We start from the raw sequence: 23,613 nt of genomic DNA, 5'->3' as shown, positions 1-23,613 counted from the left end.
ACTTAGCAAAGGTAAGTGTATTTTTGATCTGTCTATTCAGAACGCTCATTATGTTTTTCATCCAGCGAATCCAGCAATTTGTTAACCCCCAGAAACAGCAGCTTAACAATAAAATACCCCAGCACTGCTAACAGGCCAAACGACATCGCCACTGCGATTTCACCGGTCCGCTGATAGCCATTGACCGCAATAATAATAAAAAACAGGCTGACGACAATGGCCAGGACCTGGCTGATTCGGCCAGTTTTGTGCTTATCCATATCTTCCTCTTTGATCGTTCCCCACCTGTTGATCACAAAAAAACTGGCAAGTTCCGGTATATCTATTCAGTACAGTCGAACTTAACTCAGATAACAATCCATTAATGTTTTCAGGATGAGCAACTGAGCGATACATTCTTACCCGAGTCTGATGATCCCTGAGAGTATATCTCTAAATGCGCTTTATAGGGCTCCCGTAGTGCTGCATGTAACTGAGCCAGATCATTAAAGTCCCCCTGCTCCGCCCGTTCAATCACCTGTTGAGCGAGATAGCTACGCAGCACAATCCGCGGATTATACTGACTCATCAACTCAGCGGCATTAGCACCGATACGAGTCCGATAGCGCTGCAACCAGTCGGCAACCGGTTCGCTCTCTCCCAGCAAAGTAGTAATAGGTTCCGGATCGCCGATAACCCACTGCTGCAGGGCCAGAAAGGCATCATTATAATCCGCCTTTGTCTGCTGCAGAAGCTGTAGAAACGTCTCAATTAAATCACCATCCTGCAGGGTTTTATCATCCATACCAAGACGAAGTTTCATCTGCTCGGTATAGGCAACCGCATAAACAGGCTCAAAACGATTAAGCGCTCGTTCCAGATCCGTCTTTTTGACTAATCCGCTAAGGCTTTGCGCCAGGCAGACACAGTTCCACATCGCCACCGAGGGCTGCTGCTGATAGGCATAGCGGCCATGTTCATCAGACCGGTTACAGATGTAAGCTGGCTGGTACTCATTGAGAAAACCAAAGGGGCCATAATCCAGCGTCAGCCCGAGAATAGACATGTTATCGGTGTTCATCACCCCATGACAGAACCCCAGTACCTGCCAGCGAGCGATTAGCTTCGCGGTTCTCTCAACCACCTCAGAATACAGCGCAAGGTAGGGGTTCTCACTCACGTAGCAATGAGGGTAATGATGCTCGATAACAAAGTCAGCCAGCTGTTTTAATTGTTCAGGCTGGCGGGTGTAGTAGAAATATTCAAAATGGCCAAAACGGATATGGCTGGGACTCAGGCGCACCATCGAGGCAGCAAACTCTATCGATTCACGGTAGATCTGGGTTTCACTGCCAATAATGCACAACGCGCGGGTTGTCGGCACACCCAGTGCGGCTAGTGCTTCACTGGCGAGATATTCACGGATGACAGAACGCAGCGCAGCGCGGCCATCCGCATGTCTTGAGAATGGGGTTTTACCACTACCTTTAAGTTGCAGTTCCCAGCGCTGACCATCAGCACCCGGGAGATCACCCAATAACGCGGCACGACCATCGCCCAACTGAGCAGTATAACCGCCAAACTGATGACCTGAATAAACCGAGGCAAGTGGCTCACTGCCAGGCAGCAACCTGTGACCACCGAAATACTCACTCAACTGCTGCGCTGAAGCCTGACAGGGGTCAAGCCCTATCAGCGCCGCAGCATCCGTACTGAAAGCAACCAGAAATGGATTTTTAAGTGGCTGAGGGGTGACCGGGCTATAGAGCGCTTCAGGCAACTGGCCGAAACGGTTACCCAGTTGCAGTTGATCTAATCCAGCCCGGTTCATCATGCGTTACCGTCGCGGTGGTTATACCGGTTCCAGCAGATTAGGATCAGGGTAAACGCACTTCATCTTCACCCCGGCAACCTCTTCGATCTCTGGCAGCAGGAAGGAGTCATCCTCGGTAGCAAAGCTTATAGAGGTCCCTGTAGAACCTGCCCGACCGGTACGACCGATACGGTGCACATAGTCATCCGCATCTTCAGGCAGCGCATAGTTAATCACATGGCTGACACCATCAACATGGATACCCCGACCGGCCACATCTGTGGCGACCAGAATATTGATCTTGCCGCTGCGGAAATCTTCCAGGGTTTTAACCCGCTTCTGCTGGGTGATCTCTCCGGACATCAGCGAGGCTTTCAAACCATCTTTTTGCAGTCGCTCAGCCAGACGTCGCGTTTCATCACGTCGGTTACCAAACACGATGACCCGCTCAAGCTGATTGAGCTGCATAAAGTTGCGCAGCAGTGTGTATTTGTCTTTACGGGAGACCAGGTAGACTAACTGTTCGACAGAATCGGTACTCTTCTGTTCAGGGGCGATCTCAATCACCTTAGCATCAACCGTCCATTGACTGGCAAGAGCCATAACATCATCGGTAAAGGTGGCACTGTAAAGCAGCGTCTGGCGATCCCCTTTACGCGGTGTGTGACGGATAATCGTACGCACATCCGGGATAAATCCCATGCTCAGCATCCGGTCTGCTTCATCCAGCACCAGCACTTCAACATCACCGAGATCGACATCTGAGGAACGCACAAAATCGATCAGGCGCCCCGGTGTCGCCACCAGAATATCAACCGGGCGGGCTGCCAACTGCTTACGCTGTTTATCGTAATCCATCCCGCCCACTAGTGCGACGACGCCGATATTGGCATATTTACCCAACTCTTCAGCATCCGATGCGATCTGCAACGCCAGTTCCCGGGTGGGCGCAATAATCAACGCGCGAGGAACCCCTTTTGTCGGTTTATATTCCAGCGGGTAATCGAGCAGATCGGTGATGATACTGATCAGAAACGCTGCGGTTTTGCCGGTGCCGGTCTGCGCCTTACCGATCATATCCCGCCCTTCGAGTGACTCAATCAGCGTGGCTGCCTGAATATCAGAGCAATATTTGAAATTGAGATCCGCAATGGCATGCATCACATCATCGGGCAGATCAAAATCATGAAAGCGCTTTTTACCCTCAACAGGTTCTACGGCAAAGTCTTCACGGCGCCACGGCGTTACCGGTTTTGCTTTAGCCTGAGGTTTTGGCTGGGATTTAGCCTTTTCAGGGGAGCTTGAGCCGGAATCATCAGCGCTGGCCGAACGTCGGTTAGTCCCTCTGGAGCTTCTGTGATTATCGGATTCAGTTTTCGTTGCCGTTGCCTTGTTTGAAGCGGGTGTCGCAACGGTTATCGGGTTTTCCTGAGACGCACTATCGTCTGCACGTTTAAATAATTTCTTTAACAAAGTCATACCTTATCCGCAGGAGCGAACGGTTAGCTAATATTTCGTCTGAATGGTGGCAGAGAATCCAGCAGTTGTCGGCCATATCGCCGGGTTACAACACGCCGGTCCAGCAGCACGATTCTTCCCCTGTCCTGCTCGGTTCGCAGCAGCCGTCCAGCGGCCTGGGTTAATCGCACCGATGCCATCGGCACCGACCATTCCATAAAAGAGTTGCCACCCTGCTGCTCAATCCACTCAGCCATGGTGGCATCCACCGGATCATCCGGCACACTAAAGGGAATCTTGGTAATAATCACTTCGGTGAGATAGTCACCGGGAAGGTCGACCCCTTCAGTAAAAGAAGCGAGGCCAAAGATAACACTTCCCCGCCCCTCATCAATTTCGGTCTTATGGCGTTTCAGAATCTCGTTTTTACTGAAATCACCCTGTGACAACACCCTATTGTTGAGCTTTTCGTCGAGACTGGCAAGCACTGATCGCATCTGCCGCCATGAACTGAACAACACCAGGGTACCGGTATCGGTCTTCAGCTCCGCATTAAGATAATCAGCAACAGCTTGCGTATGCAGTTCCGGGTCGTTTGCCTCAACTTTCATCGGCGGAACATAGAGTTCGGCCGCATGATAATGATCAAACGGACTGGGCAGGCTGAAACAGGGCGTATCCGCAGGCAACCCAAGATCAGCCAGCAGCCGGTCAAAACGACCCAGAGCGGTCAGCGTCGCAGAGGTAACCACCGCAGCATAACAGTGTTGCCAAAGATTCATACGCAACATCTCAGCCGCGGATACCGGGGCACTGCTGCATTCAAAATCATACCCCTGAGCCGTTTCGGCGAGACTGATCCAGCGGGCGGTTGGGGTGGTATTTTCAGCATCGGGATGCCCCATCGCGCGACCCAGCCCGGTAATATTCTGCAGCCGCGCTACCATCATACCAACACGGGGATACCAGATCTCAGCGGCCTGACGATCAATCCCCCCTTCACCATCAAGCGACTCTTTCAGCAGATCCAGTATCATCTCCATCTTCGCTGCCATACGTGCGCCCAGATGCTCAACCTGCAGACCAAACTGTTTTACCTCATCCGGCACCACCCCACTGGTATAGCGAAACCGCTCTTTAGGGCGCTTGAATGAATCATCCAGCAGAATAGGGCGAATCAGTTCAGCCCAGTTATTCAGCACCACCTGAAGATCTTCGCCGGGCTTGCGCTGCTGCTGTACATAATCACTCATGAGCTGTGGCGTGCCGGTTTGCTCGAGCATCTTATCCAGTTGCTTGATGGTCCCGGAAAGCCAGCGCTCGGTTGATTTTAAACGCAGGTTAAAGGAGAAATGCCCACTGGCCTTATCGGACAGGTGGTGGCCCTCATCGAAGATATAGATGGTTTCAGAGGGATCAGGCAGAATCGCCCCGCCCCCCAACGCAAGATCGGCCAGAACGATGTCATGGTTGGCAATAACGCACTCAACCTGATCAAGATCTTTACGCGCTTTAAAAAAGCTGCAGGCGGAAAAATTGCTGCAGCGCCGGTTAGTGCACTGCAGGTGGTCACTGGTCAGCGGGCTCCAGTCCTGGTCACTGATATCCTGAGTCAGGTTATCCCGGTCACCATCCCAGCGCCCGGAGGCAAACTCATTCAGCAGGCTCTTATAGAACTCGACAGTGTCGCTGTCTAACCGTAGCGACAGCTCATCCTCATACAGCGCCTGCTGAGCTGTCACACCATGAGCATCGAGATGCTGTTCAGCTTTACTGATACAGAAGTAGCGACCACGCCCTTTGGCAAGACCGAAGGTGACGGATAATCCGGCATGCTCAGCCACCTCAGGAAGATCTTTATTCAACAGCTGTTCCTGCAGTGCAACGGTCGCGGTTGAAAGCACCACTTTCTTACCCTTCGCCTTGGCAATCGGCAGAACGGCGAGCAGATAGCCAATGGTTTTACCGGTTCCGGTGCCCGCTTCAATCACGCTGACATGCTTTTCACCGAGACGATGAGATTTTTCGTCCTGTAGAATCGCACCGAGCACCTTTGCGACTTCCGCTATCATCTGCTTCTGGCCCATTCGGGGCTTCAGCTGACGGCTTTCCAAAAAACGCCTGTACGCTCCCTGTATCTCTTTTTTTATCTCTTCTGAAAGCACCTGACCGCCCTAATACACTGTAACCACGCACATTCTAGCAATAATACTGGATAAATAGACAGAAAAATGTTTACAAACAAATAATACTGTATATAGTTACAGCTACTGGATAAAAACACAGAGTTCATCATGAAACTGACACAACGCCAAACAGATGTACTTGATTGCATAAAAAAATGCATCAGCACCACCGGTTATCCACCAACCCGTGCGGATATAGCTAAAGAGTTGGGGTTCAAATCAGCCAATGCGGCAGAAGAACACCTCAAGGCACTGGCCCGTAAAGGTGCCATCGAGATGATTCCCGGTACATCGCGGGGCATCCGGATACCTGGATTCGATGATGAGCAAGGCCTGCCAATTGTAGGCCAGGTTGCTGCCGGTGAGCCGATTCTGGCCCAGGAGAATGTTGAAGACCGCATTACCATTGCGTCTGACTTTTTCCATCCTCCTGCTGACTATCTGCTGCGGGTGCGTGGTACCAGTATGAAAAATATTGGCATTATGGATGGCGATTTGCTGGCTGTTCACCAGTGCCAGAGCGCTAAGAACGGCGAAATAGTTGTCGCCAGACTCGACAACGATGTCACCGTAAAACGCTTTAAACGTGAAGGTAACCTTGTATACCTGATCGCAGAAAACGAAGAGTTCGAGCCTATTGTGGTCGACCTGCAAACGCAGGAACTCTCAATTGAAGGCCTCGGTGTCGGGGTTATCAGAAGAGGACAGTAATCATGTTGCACGCAGTTAGCAGTTTTAACAGCTCAGAACCCGTTCTGCCAGGTCTTATTCGTCCGGCAGCAGCAGCACAACCGCATCAATCAGGACTTGCCGGCAAAGTGACCGAAATAGTTTTGCAGGGCAGTGATTTTGGGGAAATGACCATGCTACTGCCGCTACTTGCACAACTGAGTAAAGATGATCGCTGGTTTGCCTGGATCGCCCCGCCAACAGCATTGCCAAAGAGCCTGCTCGAGGCCGCAGGCATCGATCTGAAGAAGGTTATGCTACTACAGCCCGATCAGAGCCACTCAACCTATCAACTGGCGTGCCAGGCGCTTAAAGCAGGCACCTGCCATGCGGTTATCAGCTGGCCGGGCGTAGTAAGCAGTGAAGAGCTGGCAGGGTTAGAAGATGCTGCCGTTAACGGTAAAAGCCACGGCATTGTTATCCGTGACCGTCGACTCTGCTGAGTCGCCCCTTCAGAACAACTTAACTGAAGAAAATAAGCACACTAGACATCTTTTTTACTCATCTGACCAAAAATGAGAGTCAAAAAAAACAGCGCCGAGGCGCTGTTTTTTTTTTGCTTTTCTAGCTGAGCAAAACCTTAACTGATCAATGTCAGAGACACAGATCAGCTCGGTTAGATAAGCGCTAGTGAATGACTCGCGACTGATAATCTGAGTCATCACCAAACTCATTGTCTGACTCATTGATAAGATTATCCGTTTCAGCTGCAGCTTTCACATTCAGATCAGAGATCATATGAATCCCCGCGGTTAGCATCACCTTAGCCACATCAATGCATTCCTCTTCAAGCTGCTCCCTGACACTTTCAGAGAAACTGATCCGCATAATAGGCTCGTCGTCAGAATCAGCCCGTCGCAAGGCTATCTGGCCATCGTCCAGCTCAATTATTTCCAAAAACATATCTGACATATTCTTCTCAATCCAGGCGACACCCGGGTCTGAAAAAACACTGTTAAACGACTCGATAAACCAATCGAGCCTGCTATACCAAACCTACTGGGCACGCGTTTACAGAGGCAAACTTCATCTGCCAGCGTATACCGGCTGACAAAAACCAGCATAAGTCGATGGTTACCACTCCTGCATGCCTGCACGCAGACGCTCTATCAGCAGTTTAAACTGGTTAAACCAATTTTGATATTCTTTGAGAATATCGGCATCTTCAGCATGATCCGGATTGATCTGCATAACATGGATCTCAGAAACACTGTGCGCCTGCGCCGCAGACGCCTTATGCTCTTCGGCACGCCAGCAGGCTTTATACGCTGCCAGAAGCTGGTGTAACCAACTGCCAGAATCATTATGCAGCTGTTGCAACTCAATCACTTCAGGCGCTTCTAACCCCTGCGCTTCCATCTGCTCAGTCAACTGGCTCAGTTTACTGATCCGATTCGCATCGAACCGGTATTGCTCAGCAATCTCTCTCAGCAATGAACTGTAAGCAGAGACCATATGAAATAACACAGACTCGTTATAGGACTCAATCAGAGCATGTTTACTCCAACCTGTCGATTCCTGAGCCACTTTAAGCGCATCCAGATGGATGCGGGTAAAGTTTAGTTTCTGATTGGTACGGGTCAGGTATACACCGCTCATACTAGGTCTCCGCTCACTTCGTAGCCGCTGATTTCTTCGCTTTGGCAGCTTCCGCTACCCACTTACTACCAGTATAAAATGCTCGCCATCCGGTTGCTTTACCGTCGACTTCAGTCATCACGTACTGCTCTTTTGTTTTACGACTGTAGCGAACGATAGCTGGGTTACCCTCATCATCCTCCACGGGCGCACTAAACAGGAAGCTGTACTTTGGATCGATCTCACTCTGGTGCGGCAGAAGCTCAGTGACTTTCGGCGCCCGTGTTTCCCGCTTTCGAGGAAACTGGCTGGCGGCCAGAAACAGACCGGAAGCACCATCCCGCAGAATGAAAGTGTCATCGACGTTGTCACACTGCAACTCTGGCATCGGCACCGGATCCATCTTGGGCGGTGCAGCCTCGCCACTGCGCAACAACTTACGCGTGTTTTTACAGGTCTCACTGGTACAACCAAAGAATTTACCAAAACGGCCTGTCTTCAGCTGCATCTCAGAGCCGCACTTATCACACTCAAGTACCGGGCCGTCATAGCCTTTAATTTTGAACGAACCCTTTTCAACTTCGAAACCTGAACAGTCAGGATTGTTACCACAGATGTGCAGCTTACGTTGCTCATCAATCAGGTAACTGTCCATCGCAGTATCACAGATTTTACAACGATGCTTGTTGCGCAGGATTCGGGACTCTTCCTCTTCGTCGCCGTCAACACTCACCACTTCATCACCGTGAACCAGATTCATGGTGGTTTTACAGCGCTCTTTAGGTGGTAAAGCGTAGCCTGAACAGCCCAGAAAAACCCCGGTGGTACCGGTACGGATCATCATCATCCGACCACAGCTTGGGCAGGCGATATCCGTTTCTGTCGGAGCATTCAGCCGCATTCCCGTTTCAGGATCCTGCGCTTCAAGCAAACGGTCACTGAAACCTTTGTAGAACTGGTTCAGCAGGGATTTCCACTCCGTTGTTCCGGTCGCAATACCGTCCAGCGATTCCTCCATCCGGGCGGTGAAACTAAAGTCCATCAGATCTGTGAAATTTTCCACCAGCCTTTCGGTGACAATATCACCCATTTTCTGCGCATAAAAACGGCGGTTCTGGACTTCGACATAACCCCGGTCCTGAATGGTGGAGATGATCGAAGCATAGGTCGATGGCCGGCCGATGCCGCGCTTTTCCAACTCTTTAACCAGGCTGGCTTCAGTATAACGTGGCGCAGGCTTGGTAAAGTGCTGTTTAGGATCCAGTTGCTGAAGCTGCAACACGTCGCCCTGCTGCACATCCGGTAAAATAATATCTTCATTCTTACCCTGGCTATTCATCACCCGGGTATAACCATCAAAACGGAGGATCCGCCCCTTGGTACGCAGTTCGAATTCACCAGCGGTGACTGTGATCCGGGTACTGGTATAGAGCGCCGGAGTCATCTGACAAGCAAGAAACTGACGTCGAATCAGTTCATAGAGCCGCTCAGCGTCCCGCTCCATGCCGTTAAGGGCGGTCGCCTCGATAGTGACGTCAGAGGGACGAATCGCCTCGTGAGCCTCCTGAGCGCCCTCCTTGCTGCTATAAGAGTTAGGATTTTCCGGCAGATATTTACTGCCAAAATTGTCACTGATGTACTCTCTGCACGCGGCCACTGCTTCGCCACTCAGATTAGTCGAATCGGTACGCATATAGGTGATGTAGCCAGCCTCATAGAGCCGTTGTGCCATCATCATGGTTTTCTTCACACCAAAGCTCAGACGGGTACTGGCCGCCTGCTGCAGTGTCGAGGTAATAAACGGCGCTGAAGGACGACTACTGGTCGGCCGATCCTGGCGGTTTGTTACCCGGAAGGCCTGCTGTTTAAGCTGCGCAAGGTGTGCCTCAGTCTCTTTCCCGGTGACCGGACGGAAGGTCTGATCGCGGTATTTATCAACCTGGAGCCGCAACGCCTCTTTTGTATCTGATTCTACATCCGCATGCAGCTCCCAGAACTCTTCAGGGATAAAGCTGCGAATCTCTTTCTCACGTTCTACCAGCAAACGCACAGCAACTGATTGAACCCGTCCTGCGGACAGTCCCCGGGCAACTTTTGCCCAAAGCAGCGGCGAGACCATATAACCCACGACACGGTCCAGGAATCGTCGCGCCTGCTGTGCATTAACCCGATTAAGATCAAGCTCGCCAGGCTGTTTAAACGCTTCCTGAATCGCTTTTTTGGTAATCTCATTAAATACCACACGCTTATAGCGCGAATCCTCACCGCCGATCGCTTCCCGCAGGTGCCAGGCAATCGCCTCCCCTTCGCGGTCCAAATCGGTTGCGAGATAGATAGTGTCAGCATCTTTCGCCAGTCGCCTTAACTCATCCACGACTTTTTCTTTACCCGGTAAAATTTCGTAGCGCGCATCCCAGTTATGCTCGGGATCAACACCCATTCGGGCAATCAGTTGCTTTTTGCTCTTTTCAGCCTGATGACGAGCCTTCTCGTCCGGTGACATTTTCCGTGTCAGAGCGGCCTGCCGCGCACGCTCTTTGGGGTCGGAGCCGGTCCCGTTACCTGAACCACTGGTGGGCAGATCACGAATGTGGCCCACACTCGACTTAACCACAAACTGGTTACCCAGATACTTGTTTATGGTTTTCGCTTTTGCAGGTGACTCAACAATAACTAGGGACTTTCCCATATAAATACAATCCTTAAAGGACAAGGTGACAATACAAAACAGCGTGCATATATAAGGGCTGTAACCAGCAGGGTCAAGCTTCTGCCAAAAAAAACACGCTAATTGATCAAGAGTATTGGCTAATAAAGGTATGTTTCTGGTAGCTTAAATGCAGTATGCTGCCGCCAATATTAGCCTGTTCCTTAATTACAACTACCTGAGAATATGTTGCAAGACAACCTGATTTTTCTTTTTTCTTTAATCGCCGTCGGTTTCATTGCGCTACTGGTTAACCATTTTTTTTCTACCAGAGAGCAACAGCAGGAATATCGTTCCAAGCGATTAAGAGAGCTGAACCAGAAGTCTGGCGAAGCTTTGGAAACCCTTGCGATTCTCAAGGAAGCTAACTGTCGCTCCGAAATTTCCGATGCCTTAAGCGGATATATCGTAAGTATGATCGAAGAGATCTCGATACTGGCACCAGACTCTGACCTACTGCAGGATATCAGTGCGCAGAAAGAGAGTACCGACAGGGTTAGCCCCGTTCCCGGTGGCTTTAATAATGACCGGGCACTGAAAAAAGCTCAGATCCACGTGCAACACGCGGAAAAACTCTGCATTGAAATGGCACAGCTGGGCAAATTGAGCGTATCCCGGGCTAAGCAGTTTCAACATGACCTCTACTGGCTGCATGTCTGTGTCTTTGTCGATGCACATATCAACCAGGGAAATTATTATCTCGAGCGGGACGACAAGTTAATCGCCATGTCCCATTACAAACATGCGAAAGCGATGATTGCCCGGGCCAACGTACCGCAAAAGCAGAAACAGGTCTATGTCGACAGGATCAGAGATCTGCTCAACAAAGCACGCCCAAGCAGCGCAATGGCAACAGGTAATCTGGCGGCATCACTTGACCAACTGGCTCAGAAAGAAAACAGAGAAGAGCAAAACTAAGGCTTATCATCTCTGATAAACTCAAACCGTGGCACGACGGTTCCATCACTCACAGTGACATTTTCATTAAACATCTCCAGAGGTCGAACCCATACCGCACGGTCTCCATAACACGGCCGGTAGACCACCAGCCACTCCTCGGTTTCGGAGTGTCTGGCAAGATGAAGTACCTGATATTCTGCGCCCTTATAATGCCGGTAGAAACCCTGCTTAAGTGTCATAAAACTGCCTCTAGAACTGTTCATCGATAAAAGGCTGAAGCAGCGCGTGCAACTGTTCAAGCACCTCTTCGCCACCTTTTTCATTCCAGTACAATGAGATATGTATAGGCGTCGATTCAACCGATGCAACCCCCTCCGGAAGCTGTGAAATCAACAGGTTAAGCATGGCTAGCTGTTTTTCATTGAGACGACGCTCTCCCACCCCCCAGCACCAACCCTCTGGCAGACCTTCGTCAGCAACCGCAATCTGGCGAAAAATCTGCCACTCAATAAAGTTTGCCCGGTGTTTTTTGTCCAGATTATAACGCGGCAGTCGGTAAGCGGTCGCCTTCATTACTTCAGGCTCAACCTGACCGGCGGCGCGAGGAGGTTTTGCCCGCACTATCTGCACCTGAAATCCCCGGCGACTAGCCTGCTGCCTTAACTTTGCTAAATAACGCTCCCGGGGACTGGGCATCACCCACATCATTGACCCCAGCAAGGACATCATAACAAGAACAATAATAGCCCACTTCATTCAATATCCTCGACTACCCAAATTGACCCCGGTCAGATTCAAAACCTGCGGGTGTATGCTACTCTAATAATCAGGAATCAAAAGGAGATATTCCCATGTCCCTATACAAACATATTTTAGTGGCGACTGATCTGTCAGAGGAATCTGATCAGTTGATCGACAAAGTTAAACAACTGGCAGAATGCACCAATGCAGAGCTATCACTGGTTCACGTTATAGAGCCCCTCAGCTTCGCTTATGGCGGCGATGTCCCTATGGATCTGACAACCATTCAGGCACAGCTGGATGAACATGCACAGAGCAAAATGACTCGCTACAGCAAGCAACTAGACTATCAGGTAAAACAGTGCCATGTGGTCTCAGGCCATACCGAAACTGAGATCCACCGGATTGCTGAAGAACAGGGTTGTGACCTGATCATGGTCGGCAGTCATGGACGTCATGGCCTGGCTCTGCTACTGGGTTCAACCGCAAACGGCATCCTCCACGGCGCTAAGTGTGATGTTCTGGCTATCCGGGTTAAAGCAGAGGCATAGAAGCATTGAAACATAGAGGCACAGCCTCTATGTTCCTGCATACCACACTAACGAGTATTCTTTCAAATACTCGTTAACGCTTATAGCATCGCTTCTAATTCGACCCAGCGTTCCATTAGCTCCTCTAGCTGAGCCTCTTTGCTCTGCAACGCAGCCAGCCTGGCTGAAACATGCTCACGATCGCCGCTATAAAAGTCAGCGGCACCCGTTTCAGCGTGTAACCGATCAATCTCAGCTTCCAACTGCTCTAACTGCCCCGGTAACAGATCTAACTCCCGTTGCAGCTTATAACTGAGCTTTTTCTTCGGCGGTTCGGCCTTAACCGGTTCAGCAGCAACCGCAGGCTTAGCACTGGCTTTTGCTGTACTAACCGCTGGCGCCTGAGACCGCTGACGCAGCCAGTCTTCATAACCACCGACATACTCCTGGATTTTGCCGTCACCTTCGAACACCAGTGTTGAGGTTACAACATTGTCCAGAAACGCCCGGTCATGACTGACCAGCAATAAGGTCCCTTTATACTCTAAGAGAATCTCTTCCAGCAGTTCCAGAGTCTCTATATCAAGATCGTTGGTCGGCTCATCGAGCACCAACAGGTTAGATGGCTGACTGAACAGTTTCGCCAGCATCACTCGGTTACACTCGCCACCGGATAATGCTTTGACCGGTGTGCGGGCGCGCTCAGGCGAGAACAGAAAATCACTCAGATAGCTGATGATATGGCGTGACTTACCATTAATGACAATACTTTCACGGCCTTCTGAGATATTGTCGATAATGGTTTTTTCGGGGCTCAATGTCCCCCGCAACTGATCAAAATAGGCGATATTGAGGCTGGTTCCGAGCTTCACCACACCGTTATCAGGCTTCAACTGTCCTAGCAATACTTTTAACAGCGTACTTTTACCCACACCATTAGGGCCAATCAGACCGATACGATCACCGCGTTGCACCGACATTGTCAGATCGCTGATCACAGCCTCTCCGTTATAGCCGTGACTCACCTTTTCCAGTTCAATCACAATTTTGCCGGAGCGGTCGGCCTGCTCGACCTGAAACTTCGCTTTACCCTGCAACTCCCGACGCTGAGAGCGCTCAACCCGCAGGTCTTTCAGCGCTCGCACCCGACCTTCGTTACGGGTTCTGCGCGCCTTAATACCCTGCCGGATCCACTTTTCCTCTTCCGCCAGGCGCTTATCAAACAGCGCATTGTGGCGCTCTTCCTCTTCCAGCAACTTCTCTTTTTGTGTCAGGTAAGCGGAGTAATTGCCGGGAAATGAGGTCAGATTTCCGCGATCCAATTCAACGATACGGGTGGCAAGACGCTCAACCAACGAGCGGTCGTGAGAGATAAACAGCACACCACCACGAAACTCCATAATCTGTTTTTCTAACCACTCAATGGTTTCGATATCCAGATGGTTGGTCGGTTCGTCCAGCAACAGGATATCCGGTGACTGAACCAGTGCAGCCCCCAATGCAGCCCGACGACGCCAGCCACCGGACAGGGCAGACATCAGTTGATCTCCATCCAGCTCAAGACGCTCCAGAACCTGCTGAATTTTCTGTTCCAGATGCCAGCCATCAACCAGTTCAATGCGGTGCTGCAATCGTTCCAATTCAGCCATATCCGTATCACTGTGGCTCATGGCCAGCGTTTCGTAACGGTTTAATAGATCAACTGTTTCAGCACAGCCAGACGCAACCACATCTCTGACTTTGCGATCATCGGCCGCAGGCAGCATCTGCGAAAGCTCAGCAACACGCGCCCCGCCATCCTGCCAGATCTCGCCATCATCGGTTGCCTGATGACGTGCTAATACTTTCAGCAGGGTCGACTTACCCGCACCATTAATACCCACCAGAGCAACCCTTTCGCCTTTATCCAGCTGAAAGTCGACGTGATCGAGCAGTTGTTTATCGCCAAATGCGACGGAGACCTTATCCAGTCTGATCAGAGCCATGCTTAAATCCACCAAAAACGTTGGCCGCATATTCTACAGAAAAACCACAGGGCGGTGATACGCAAAGAAAATATATTTACAGTTCCCGTTAAAGATCATGAAGATATAAGGGCTGCTTGATCAATTTCACCAAATCGGCAGATATTTCACTCGAATTTACTGCACCATTGCCGCTATGATTGGGGTAACAGTGACTACTGAAATAGGGATATATGCTTTATATACTGAGTTCAACCAAATTACCCCGAACCCTCTGCAGTATTTTTGTCTGTACGTTGTTGACGGGAGGTATAAATACGGCTGTTGCGGAGTCAACTCTGGCAGACTCAGCTATTGCGTCAGCTTCTGAAGCAGGCCTCGCTGTGGCCACTGCCGCAGAATCACGGTTGCTCTATGAACAAGCCCTCAACGCATTGAAAGATGATGACCTTGAGCAGTTTTATCTGCTTAAGTCCCGGTTAACGGCCTACCCTCTTTATCCCTATATTGAACAACAAGAGCTTGAACACAATTTTGACACTGTCACTCAGCACCACATAAACCTTTACGCACAGCAATACCAGGAGATCCCCACGGTTTATCAATTGCAGCAAAAATGGCTGAGTTATCTGGCAGCCAATAAACGCTGGCAGCACTATATTACCGCCCATCAGAACGCTGACGTAGAGAGTGAGCTATATGAGTGTCATTACCGTAACGCGCTGCTACAAACAGGTCAGTCGAGTCTTGCCGTGAAAGGTATTGAGAGTTTATGGAACGCGGGGCATTCGATACCGAATGCCTGCGATCCTGTTTTTGACCACTGGAGCGCAAAATATAATGCACCCTCCAGCAAGCTGGCCTACCAACGGTTCTGGAAAGCCGTAGATAATAACAATATAGACCTGGCTCGATATCTGACACGTTTTATTAAAGATAAGCAGCAGAAGCGCGCCACAGAGCGATTCTTCGAGATCAGCAAGACCCCCTCTCTGGCTCAGGACCTTAGCTACTTGCCAGGTGACAATATTGCCAGTCAGTCAACCTATCTGTATGGCATCGATCGTCTGTCAAGAAAAAGTCCGCAGGCTGCCACGCAGGCGTGGCTTAAAATTCGCACAAAACTGACCTTTAGCCCGGAAGATCAGCAAAATCTGAACCGGACACTGGCACGACGTGTGGCAAACCGGCCCGATAAGCAAACCGATACACTTCTACGGCAGTTGAACAAACCCGTTGATGAAGAGATTCAGGAACGTCGTATCATGCTTGCGCTGACCGATCTCAACTGGAAAAAAGTCCATCAGTTGATTGACCAACTGCCCGCAGAAACACAGCTAAATGAACGCTGGGTCTACTGGAGGACGCTCTCGGCCAGCCACATAGAGGGACTTAAACCTGCCTATTCCGATGCTTTTGTAAACCTGAGTACCCAGCGCAGCTATTACGGTTTACTGGCCGCGAGAACGCTGCAAACCGGTTTTCGTCTGAACCCACAACAGGATAAAGTACCCGAGCAGGGTGTATTGGCACTGGCGAATCACCCCGCTATGCTGCGAATGCATGAACTTTACCAACTGGACGAGCGCTATCTTGCCCGGCGTGAATGGAATCAGCTAACCCGGGATTATGATGCCGATCAGCTGCGCACTGCAGCCACTGTCCTGCACCGCTGGGGCTGGCACAATATGGCGATCATCGGTGTTGCCAAGGCAAAATACTGGGATGATATAGCCCTGCGATTCCCCATGCCCTACTCTGAAATCTTTTCCGAACTGGCGGGCAAGTACAATATAGACACCAACTGGGCCCGTGCGATTGCACGCCAGGAAAGCGCCTATCAACCCCATGCTCGCTCCCATGTTGGCGCCAGAGGCTTGATGCAACTGATGCCAAAGACCGCTCAGTTTACGGCAAAACATAACGACATCCCCTACAAAAACAGCAGCGATCTTTATCTGCCAAAAACCAATATCAATCTGGGCGTAGCCTACCTGGCTGAGATGCAGGAAACATTCAGCAACAATCAGATCTACGCCACCGCTGCCTATAATGCAGGCCCCCATCGGGTTAAGCAGTGGTTGAAGCAACGCGGGGATCTGCCGGTTGATATCTGGATAGAAACAATTCCTTTTAATGAAACCCGCCGATACGTCATGAACGTTATGGCCTACCATGCGGTTTATCGTACGCTGGCGGGACAGCCTTCCCATATCATTGAGGGACAAACAGCTTTCCGCCTGGCGTTACAAACTTCTACAGGGGCTACACAGGCCGCGCAACTGCGGGATTATATCCGCCTTAATCCCAACACACCTCAGACCCGGTGATGACAGATCAGATTAGCCACAGTGGCCGCTATTCACTGACCGATATCGGCATCAATCTGACCGATAGCGTGTTTGATGCTGATCGTGAAACCGTTATTCAGGATGCGGATACAGCCGGGGTTAAGCGAATGCTGATCACGGGGACCAATGCCAGGGAAAGTGAACAGGCGATCAGCCTTTGCCAGCAACACCCCAACCGATTGTTTTGCACCGTTGGGGTTCACCCCCATTATAGTAAGGAGTTTAGCCCGGAGGTTCGCAATACTCTGGCCGCTTTACTGAAACACCCACACGTGTGTGCTGTCGGCGAGACCGGCCTGGATTTTAACCGCAATTTTTCCACCCCCGAACAACAGATATGGGCATTTGAGCAACAGCTTGAGCTGGCATCAGAATCGGGGCTGCCGCTGTTTCTTCACGAAAGGGATGCACATATGCAGCAGATTAAGATGCTGCGCTATGTGAAAGATGAGATAAGCGGTGGGGTAGCACACTGTTTTACCGGCAGCCGTGAAGAGTTGTACAACTATCTCGACCTGGATCTGTATATCGGCATTACCGGCTGGATATGTGATGAACGCAGAGGCGTTGAGCTTTTCAATCTGCTCAAAGAGATTCCGGCCAACCGCCTGCTGCTGGAAACCGATGCGCCCTACCTGATACCTCGCAACCTGAAACCTAAGACCAAAAGTCGTCGCAACCTTCCTGCCTATCTGCCACACATTCTCGAACAGGCAGCCCTGGCGCGCAATGATGATCCGCAGGAGTTAGCACAGCAAACTGAAGCGAACTGCCAGCGGCTATTCCGTTTTAGTCAGGCAACACTCAATTAGGCCGATAAATCCAATCAACAACAGCTTTTTCAAAGAGAACTCAGACAACCTGAACTTCAAGCCCGGAGACAAAACGGCTAAGATCCTCAGCACCAAATGGCCAACGCAACTCAGCCCCGCTTGCTTCATCCACCAGCACCGGGATCAATAACGCGTACTGTTCCATCAACTGATCATCATAAGCGATATCGACCTCATCCAACTGGTGTTGATGTGGATCAAGACCGGCAATAAGCACTTCAACCGCCTCATCACACAGATGGCAGCCAACACTGCTCATAAGTAGAAACTGACGCATTCCCCCTCCTCATCACCGTGGCGAAACAAATATTTGAATTCTGATAAGCGTATAATCATACCTCATTTAAACCCTGAATTTGTGCTATCTCAACGCCGTTCAGATACACTGACGGGAGTCTCAGCCCGACAGACGTTGAAGCAATACGGATTGGACCGTTGACAAAATACTGCAACATACCAATGTTACATTTACGGCCAGGATTGACCGGAAAGCCGATAAACCGGACTAAAGTAGTGCAATACTAGTGAAATTGAGGCTTGCTGCGCCGCATCAAGTTGTCTATGCTCAGGTACTCTGTTTGCATAATAGTCATTCTACTCCGGGTTCAGAAGATAGCCCTTACGGCTAACCAAACAGGCATAAAAATTATAAACAGTCGTCCATGCGGTAGCTCATCATAGAAGTGACACCACATACTCAGGCAGGCTCCAGAAAGAAGGCAGTTTTATGGAAAACAACAGCAACATGCTCTCTAACCCACAAGAATTTATCAATTATCTAAATCAGGAAAGCAAAAAAGTTCTGGAGATGTATTCTCAGGGAAACAGTGACGATCTGTTCAAGAAATTCACGCAGTCCTGGACTGAGCTTGCTGCACGCTCTTTCGAAGACCCTTCCGTCTGGGTTCGTGCTATTACTGACTATCAGCAAGCCCAGATTAACCTGTGGCAAAACATCCTGACAGGCAAAGCGGTCGAAAAGCCGATCGCTGAACCACAGAAAGGTGATCGTCGCTTTGCTGCTGAAGAGTGGAGTCAGAATCCGGTATTTTCGTATATCAAGCAGTCTTACCTGCTGACCTCAAATTTGCTCAACGAGATGGCAGCCAACGCCCAGCTCAGCGATATTGAGCAAAAGAAGCTCCAGTTCTATACGCAGCAATATACTGATGCAATGTCACCTACCAACTTTGCACTGACCAACCCTGAGGTTTTGCAGCAGGCGCTGGAAAGCAAGGGTCAAAGTTTGGTTGATGGTCTGCAAAACCTGATGGGTGATATTGAGAAAGGCCGCATCACTATGACGGATGAGAGCGCTTTCACCCTGGGTGAAAATATTGCCACATCTAAAGGGGCCGTGGTTTTCGAAAACGAAATGCTGCAACTTATTCAGTACACACCTTCGACCGAGCAGGTATACAGCCGGCCAATGCTGATTGTGCCTCCCTGCATTAACAAGTTTTACATCATGGACCTGCAGGAACATAACTCTTACGTTAAGTACTGTGTTGACCAGGGACAAACCGTATTTCTGGTTTCCTGGGTTAACCCTACTGTTGAACAGCGCGGACTGGCGTGGGATGACTATGTTGAAAACGGCACCCTGAAAGCGATTGATGCGGCTAAAAAAATCACCGGACAGGATAAAATCAACTGTGTCTCATGGTGTATCGGCGGAACCATTCTGGCGTCCACTCTGGCGGTGATGGCGAAGCGCAAAGATGAGTCTGTTGCCTCTGCAACTTTCCTAACCACACTAACGGATTTCACTGATCCTGGTGATCTGAGCGTTTTCATCGATGAGCAGCAGGTCAAACAACTGACTCAGAAAGTCGATGACGAAGGCCTGCTCAACGGTCGCAATCTCGCCTCTGCATTCAACATGCTGCGCTCTAATGATCTGGTCTGGTCATACGTTGTTAACAACTATCTCAAGGGCCAGAACCCGGCTCCATTTGATATTCTGTACTGGAACTCTGACTCTACCAACCTGCCAGCGAAGATGTACAACTTCTATATCAACGAGATGTACATCAACAACAAACTGTCCCAGCCCGGTGGCCTGACGATTTGTGGTGAATCGATCGATCTGCGTGATATCACTATTCCGGTTTACTTCCTCTCGACGATCGAAGATCACATCGCGCCCTGGAAAGGTACTTTCAAAGGTACAGAGATGATGCAGGGTAAGATTGAATTTGTACTGGGTGCCAGCGGTCACGTTGCCGGCGTCATCAATCCTGCCTCTAAAAACCGTCGCAACTACTGGACCGGTGGCGAATTGGGTCAGGGTCCGGATCATTGGCTGGAAACCGCTGAACGCCAGGAAGGCAGCTGGTGGCCAAACTGGTCTAAATGGCTGAAACCTAAGGCAGGCAAGAAAGTTGATGCACCTAAAGAGCTCGGCAGTGCCGAATTCAAAGTCATCGAGCCGGCTCCGGGTCGTTATGTCGCAAGTCGCGTTGACTAATTGACATAACAACCGATAATAAGCCGGGGCCTGTGCCCCGGTTTTTTTTACTTCTGCTTGCAGTCTTAGACCTGACATCCTGCAAGCCATCACTTTTGAAGCAATACCCTGTGAAAGCATCACCTTTGAAAAAACGCACGCAACCCTCCATCCGCGAAAGCCGCCAGATTCTCGCATTGGCTATTCCGATTCTTATCGCTGAATTATCGCAGGCCGCGATGGGGTTTGTTGATACACTGATGGCTGCCCGCTATAGCGCAGAGGACCTTGCCGCTGTAGCTTTAGGCTCGGGGATCTGGCTGCCCGTAGTGATCTCGCTGGGGGGGCTGCTGATGGCCGTCACGCCGATGGTCGCAAACCATGCAGGCAGCGATCAGTTGCGGCGTACCCGATTAATTTTTCATCAAGCGGTTCTGATCGCTCTGATTGCAGGCGTATCAGCCTGGCTAATACTGCGCAATATGGCACCGGTTCTTGATCTCATGCAGGTTAGCGGCAGCTTGAAAGAGAAGACTCTCGGTTATCTGGATGCGCTTTCCTGGGGTGTGCCCGGGATGATTCTCTACCAGGCGGCACGCAGTTATTCAGAAGGATTAGGCAAAACCCAGCCGCTAATGAAAATTGGCCTGTTAGCCCTGCTCTGCAACATCCCCCTGAACTACCTGCTGATCTACGGTAAGCTGGGCTTTCCTGAACTGGGAGGCGTAGGCTGTGGCTGGGCGACCACCATAGTGATGTGGATTATGGCGCTATCGGCAGGCTGCTATCTTCACTACTCCCGTCACTTTCGCAGACTCAAACTGATCACCCTGCCATGGCCCAGGACGAAATACTTCTTCAGTATTCTGAAAATCGGCGTGCCTATTGGCGTTACACTGCTGATTGAAGTCAGCATGTTTACGATGATCGCCCTGCTGATTGCCCGACTGGGAGAGAACGTCATAGCCTCTCACCAGATAACCCTGAGTTTTACCGGCATGGTATTTATGGTTCCGCTGAGCATCGCTATGGCACTTACCATTCGTATTGGTCAGTGCATCGGTCGGCGGGACCTAGTTGCAGCGCAAACAACAGCTATTACCGGCTATGCTATCGTCTGCTGCTGTTCAGTTATCGCCTGCTCTCTTATCGCATTACTCTCCGTTCAGATTGCAACCCTATACAGCAACGAGGACGAGATCATTCAACTCGCCAGCAGTCTGCTATTGATCGCGGCTATTTTTCAGATACCTGATGCGATTCAGGTAGCCAGTGCCGGCATTTTAAGAGGACACAAAGACACTGGAGTGCCACTGTTAATTGTATTCACTTCATACTGGCTGATCGGCCTGCCACTGGGTTATATGCTTGGCCTCACCGACCTGCTGGTTCCCGCCCTGGGTGCAAAAGGCTTCTGGCTAGGAATGATCGCAGGCCTGAGTGTTGGTGCTACACTGTTGTTACTCCGGTATCAAAACATTAAACGTAGATGCGATATTCCAGCCCATTCCTGATAATTCTGCTCGCAATGCTGTTGCAGGGCTGCGACCAACGGCCGGCAGAATCGATGCTGGAGCGCTACAGCAACCGGGTCGCGAACAGCCTCAACAGTGATGCAGAGCTGAATCTGGACATTCCTCTGGCACTCCCCCCCTACCCCAAAAGACGAGAACGTATTCAACCGGTCCCCGATCTGCGGCAGGGCCTGATTGAGGTGCTGAACCTGCGCCACTGTCAGCTGATCAATCTGATAGCTGAGCGCAACAGTTCATTGGGTAAGGTAATGCCCCCCTCCCGGCAGATGGTTTATGAGATAAGATTGTTATTCCGTTTGGGCCGCTGCCAGCAGACTCTGACTCAACACGACTCTGATGCTGAGCTGTTACAACAGGTCGATGAAATTTTTCTGATTAAAAAAGCCAACTTTGAAGTAGCGCTGTGGAATGGCATCTTTACCAGCGAAGCGATAGAGCGGAATTTTTCACGCTCGGAGCCTCCGCTATCGTTAACCGATGATGACGGTTTCAGCCAGACCCGTCAGGCGTTACTCATGTTAAACCGTATCGCCGCTCTGAACAGTGAGATCAATACCCCTCAGACAGAATGGACAGAGCCGGATTATCTTGATCAGCTGGAACCTCACTACCAGGCTCTTTCAAGCCTTCGATACGGTAGTCGCTGGCTACGATCACTCTATCTGGTTACCTACACACTCAACCATACCGCCAGCGTGATTGAACAAAAACTCGGGCAACGACCGCTCTGTTTCAATAAACAGGCAACGCCAAAAGCGCTGATTGTAAAAAACGTATTCAATAAATACTATGCAGGGGAACTGCAGCCCTACATGGCCAGAATAGACAGAGAGGGCCGGGAATGGCTGGAGCTCAACCGTCGACTGCTACTTAACTTCAAGCACATTCCCGATGCAATGAAGGATTATCAGGCGCAGATTATCGCCAGCGATGCCCCACTATGGCTGAACTACACAACCGCAAGAGACCGTCATACGAAAGCCTGGCAACGCCTGCTGAGCCAATGCAACCTGATGCCTGGCAGTTAATCGACTGGCCAACACCATTTTGAGTAAATAACACAGGTGTTGTCATCTAAGCTGTGAAACAATAAAGTTACTCTTTATTTTTTAAACGGTTAACCGTGTCCAGAGATTCCCAGTACAGATCCAGAAACGCTTCTGCAGGCCGGTTTTCATCCAGCCTGAGTTTCCTTGTGGGTCTGATACTGTTATCACTCACCTATACGCTCATTGCCGCCCCTGAATTCACCGTACTGATGTCAGATGCCCAGATCAAAAAACTGGGGCAAAAGTATGGCGATATGGCCGAACGGCGACTCCAGAGCTGGCAGAATCTGATCAAAGATATTGCCGACCTCGACGAAGATGAAAAACTTCATCGGGTAAATCGTTTTTTTAACCAGATGGAGTTTGTCGATGATATCGTCCACTGGAACCAAAAAGACTATTGGGCCAGTCCGGTTGAATTTCTGATTACCAACGGGGGCGATTGCGAAGACTTCTCTATCGCCAAATACTACACCCTGCGTCAGGTAGGCATCCCGATAGAAAAACTCAGTATCGCCTATGTTAAGGCACTCAGACTGAACCAGGCACATATGGTGTTAACCTATTACTCAACGCCTAAAGCGACACCTCTGATACTGGACAATCTGATACCCGAGATAAAACCTGCAAACCGGCGCCCGGATCTGCAGCACGTTTACAGTTTTAACGGCGACAATCTGTGGTTATCGAAAAAAGGCCGCCGCAGTACGCTGGTGGGTACTTCGGACCAGCTAAAGCCCTGGGTACAGCTTCAATCACGAATGGAAAAGCAGGATTTTTAATCCTGATAAATAAGCAGATGAGGAATCGA

At 50.3% G+C, this 23,613-nt stretch carries 21 protein-coding genes; 10 read left to right on the top strand and 11 right to left on the bottom strand.

Translation table 11 applies throughout. From position 1 onward, the window contains the following. Positions 1–32: 32 nt before the first annotated feature. From Q0499_RS04850 to dinG, 4 genes are all read right to left on the bottom strand, one after another. Complete coding sequence (locus tag Q0499_RS04850; protein ID WP_299196890.1) at positions 33–260, bottom strand: hypothetical protein; 228 nt, start codon at positions 258–260, stop codon at positions 33–35. Positions 261–370: 110 nt separating this feature from the next. After that, positions 371–1,813, bottom strand: a complete 1,443-nt coding sequence (locus tag Q0499_RS04845; RefSeq protein ID WP_299196889.1) for a protein adenylyltransferase SelO — start codon at positions 1,811–1,813, stop codon at positions 371–373. Positions 1,814–1,831: 18 nt separating this feature from the next. Next, a complete protein-coding gene (gene rhlB, locus Q0499_RS04840) occupies positions 1,832–3,271 on the bottom strand; it encodes an ATP-dependent RNA helicase RhlB (RefSeq protein WP_299196888.1) in 1,440 nt (479 codons plus the stop codon). A gap of 23 nt (positions 3,272–3,294) precedes the next feature. Then, positions 3,295–5,415, bottom strand: a complete 2,121-nt coding sequence (dinG, locus tag Q0499_RS04835) for an ATP-dependent DNA helicase DinG (RefSeq protein ID WP_299196887.1) — start codon at positions 5,413–5,415, stop codon at positions 3,295–3,297. Positions 5,416–5,541: 126 nt separating this feature from the next. On the opposite strand from dinG, the gene lexA reads away from it, so the two are divergent. After that, on the top strand, positions 5,542–6,147 hold the full coding sequence (gene lexA / locus Q0499_RS04830) for a transcriptional repressor LexA (protein WP_299196997.1): 606 nt from the start codon (positions 5,542–5,544) through the stop codon (positions 6,145–6,147). Positions 6,148–6,149: 2 nt separating this feature from the next. After that, positions 6,150–6,608, top strand: coding sequence for a SulA-like leucine-rich domain-containing protein (locus Q0499_RS04825; RefSeq protein ID WP_299196886.1), 459 nt, complete (start codon positions 6,150–6,152; stop codon positions 6,606–6,608). 184 nt (positions 6,609–6,792) lie between these two features. Here the strand turns inward: Q0499_RS04825 and Q0499_RS04820 are convergent, their stop codons facing one another. The 3 genes from Q0499_RS04820 to topA all read right to left on the bottom strand — a co-directional run bounded on the left by Q0499_RS04820 (position 6,793) and on the right by topA (position 10,432). After that, on the bottom strand, positions 6,793–7,077 hold the full coding sequence (locus Q0499_RS04820; protein ID WP_299196885.1) for a hypothetical protein: 285 nt from the start codon (positions 7,075–7,077) through the stop codon (positions 6,793–6,795). A 162-nt stretch (positions 7,078–7,239) separates the two neighbouring features. After that, positions 7,240–7,764, bottom strand: coding sequence for a DUF6586 family protein (locus Q0499_RS04815; protein WP_299196884.1), 525 nt, complete (start codon positions 7,762–7,764; stop codon positions 7,240–7,242). A 13-nt stretch (positions 7,765–7,777) separates the two neighbouring features. Beyond that, entirely contained in the window at positions 7,778–10,432 is a 2,655-nt protein-coding gene (gene topA / locus Q0499_RS04810; protein WP_299196883.1) for a type I DNA topoisomerase, read from the bottom strand. Between the two features lie 204 nt (positions 10,433–10,636). On the opposite strand from topA, the gene Q0499_RS04805 reads away from it, so the two are divergent. Further along, a complete protein-coding gene (locus Q0499_RS04805) occupies positions 10,637–11,368 on the top strand; it encodes a DNA topoisomerase I (protein ID WP_299196882.1) in 732 nt (243 codons plus the stop codon). On the opposite strand, the gene Q0499_RS04800 is transcribed toward Q0499_RS04805, so the two are convergent. After that, positions 11,365–11,589 carry a DUF1653 domain-containing protein gene (locus Q0499_RS04800; RefSeq protein ID WP_299196881.1) on the bottom strand — a complete coding sequence of 75 codons (225 nt, stop codon included), beginning with the start codon at positions 11,587–11,589 and terminating at the stop codon, positions 11,365–11,367. The genes Q0499_RS04805 and Q0499_RS04800 overlap by 4 nt on opposite strands. Before the next feature lie 10 nt (positions 11,590–11,599). Then, on the bottom strand, positions 11,600–12,106 hold the full coding sequence (locus Q0499_RS04795; protein ID WP_299196880.1) for a hypothetical protein: 507 nt from the start codon (positions 12,104–12,106) through the stop codon (positions 11,600–11,602). Positions 12,107–12,201: 95 nt separating this feature from the next. Between Q0499_RS04795 and Q0499_RS04790 the strand changes: the two genes are divergently transcribed. Then, positions 12,202–12,642, top strand: coding sequence for a universal stress protein (locus Q0499_RS04790; RefSeq protein ID WP_299196879.1), 441 nt, complete (start codon positions 12,202–12,204; stop codon positions 12,640–12,642). 80 nt (positions 12,643–12,722) lie between these two features. On the opposite strand, the gene Q0499_RS04785 is transcribed toward Q0499_RS04790, so the two are convergent. After that, a complete protein-coding gene (locus Q0499_RS04785) occupies positions 12,723–14,606 on the bottom strand; it encodes an ATP-binding cassette domain-containing protein (RefSeq protein ID WP_299196878.1) in 1,884 nt (627 codons plus the stop codon). A gap of 362 nt (positions 14,607–14,968) precedes the next feature. Between Q0499_RS04785 and Q0499_RS04780 the strand changes: the two genes are divergently transcribed. Together Q0499_RS04780 and Q0499_RS04775 are read left to right on the top strand one after the other, a co-directional pair. After that, positions 14,969–16,915: a transglycosylase SLT domain-containing protein gene (locus Q0499_RS04780; RefSeq protein WP_299196877.1), complete on the top strand. Its 1,947-nt coding sequence runs from the start codon at positions 14,969–14,971 to the stop codon at positions 16,913–16,915. After that, positions 16,915–17,748: a TatD family hydrolase gene (locus tag Q0499_RS04775; RefSeq protein WP_299196876.1), complete on the top strand. Its 834-nt coding sequence runs from the start codon at positions 16,915–16,917 to the stop codon at positions 17,746–17,748. The genes Q0499_RS04780 and Q0499_RS04775 overlap by 1 nt, the downstream gene beginning before the upstream one ends. A gap of 40 nt (positions 17,749–17,788) precedes the next feature. Here the strand turns inward: Q0499_RS04775 and Q0499_RS04770 are convergent, their stop codons facing one another. After that, positions 17,789–18,046 (bottom strand): glutaredoxin family protein, encoded by a 258-nt coding sequence (locus Q0499_RS04770; RefSeq protein WP_299196874.1) that lies wholly within the window; start codon positions 18,044–18,046, stop codon positions 17,789–17,791. Positions 18,047–18,496: 450 nt separating this feature from the next. On the opposite strand from Q0499_RS04770, the gene phaC reads away from it, so the two are divergent. From phaC to Q0499_RS04750, 4 genes are all read left to right on the top strand, one after another. Next, positions 18,497–20,239 (top strand): class I poly(R)-hydroxyalkanoic acid synthase, encoded by a 1,743-nt coding sequence (phaC, locus tag Q0499_RS04765; RefSeq protein WP_299196873.1) that lies wholly within the window; start codon positions 18,497–18,499, stop codon positions 20,237–20,239. A 125-nt stretch (positions 20,240–20,364) separates the two neighbouring features. Continuing rightward, positions 20,365–21,732 carry an MATE family efflux transporter gene (locus tag Q0499_RS04760; protein ID WP_299196872.1) on the top strand — a complete coding sequence of 456 codons (1,368 nt, stop codon included), beginning with the start codon at positions 20,365–20,367 and terminating at the stop codon, positions 21,730–21,732. Next, positions 21,708–22,781: a DUF3080 family protein gene (locus Q0499_RS04755; RefSeq protein ID WP_299196871.1), complete on the top strand. Its 1,074-nt coding sequence runs from the start codon at positions 21,708–21,710 to the stop codon at positions 22,779–22,781. Before Q0499_RS04760 ends, Q0499_RS04755 begins: the two co-directional genes overlap by 25 nt. A gap of 95 nt (positions 22,782–22,876) precedes the next feature. Then, on the top strand, positions 22,877–23,584 hold the full coding sequence (locus Q0499_RS04750) for a transglutaminase-like cysteine peptidase (protein WP_299196870.1): 708 nt from the start codon (positions 22,877–22,879) through the stop codon (positions 23,582–23,584). The last annotated feature ends 29 nt before the right edge of the window (positions 23,585–23,613 follow it).

This window comes from uncultured Amphritea sp. (assembly GCF_937127095.1).
GTDB lineage: Bacteria > Pseudomonadota > Gammaproteobacteria > Pseudomonadales > Balneatricaceae > Amphritea.
The sequence above is the reverse complement of the archived record's forward strand: the minus strand, read 5'-3'. Positions and strand labels throughout refer to the sequence as shown.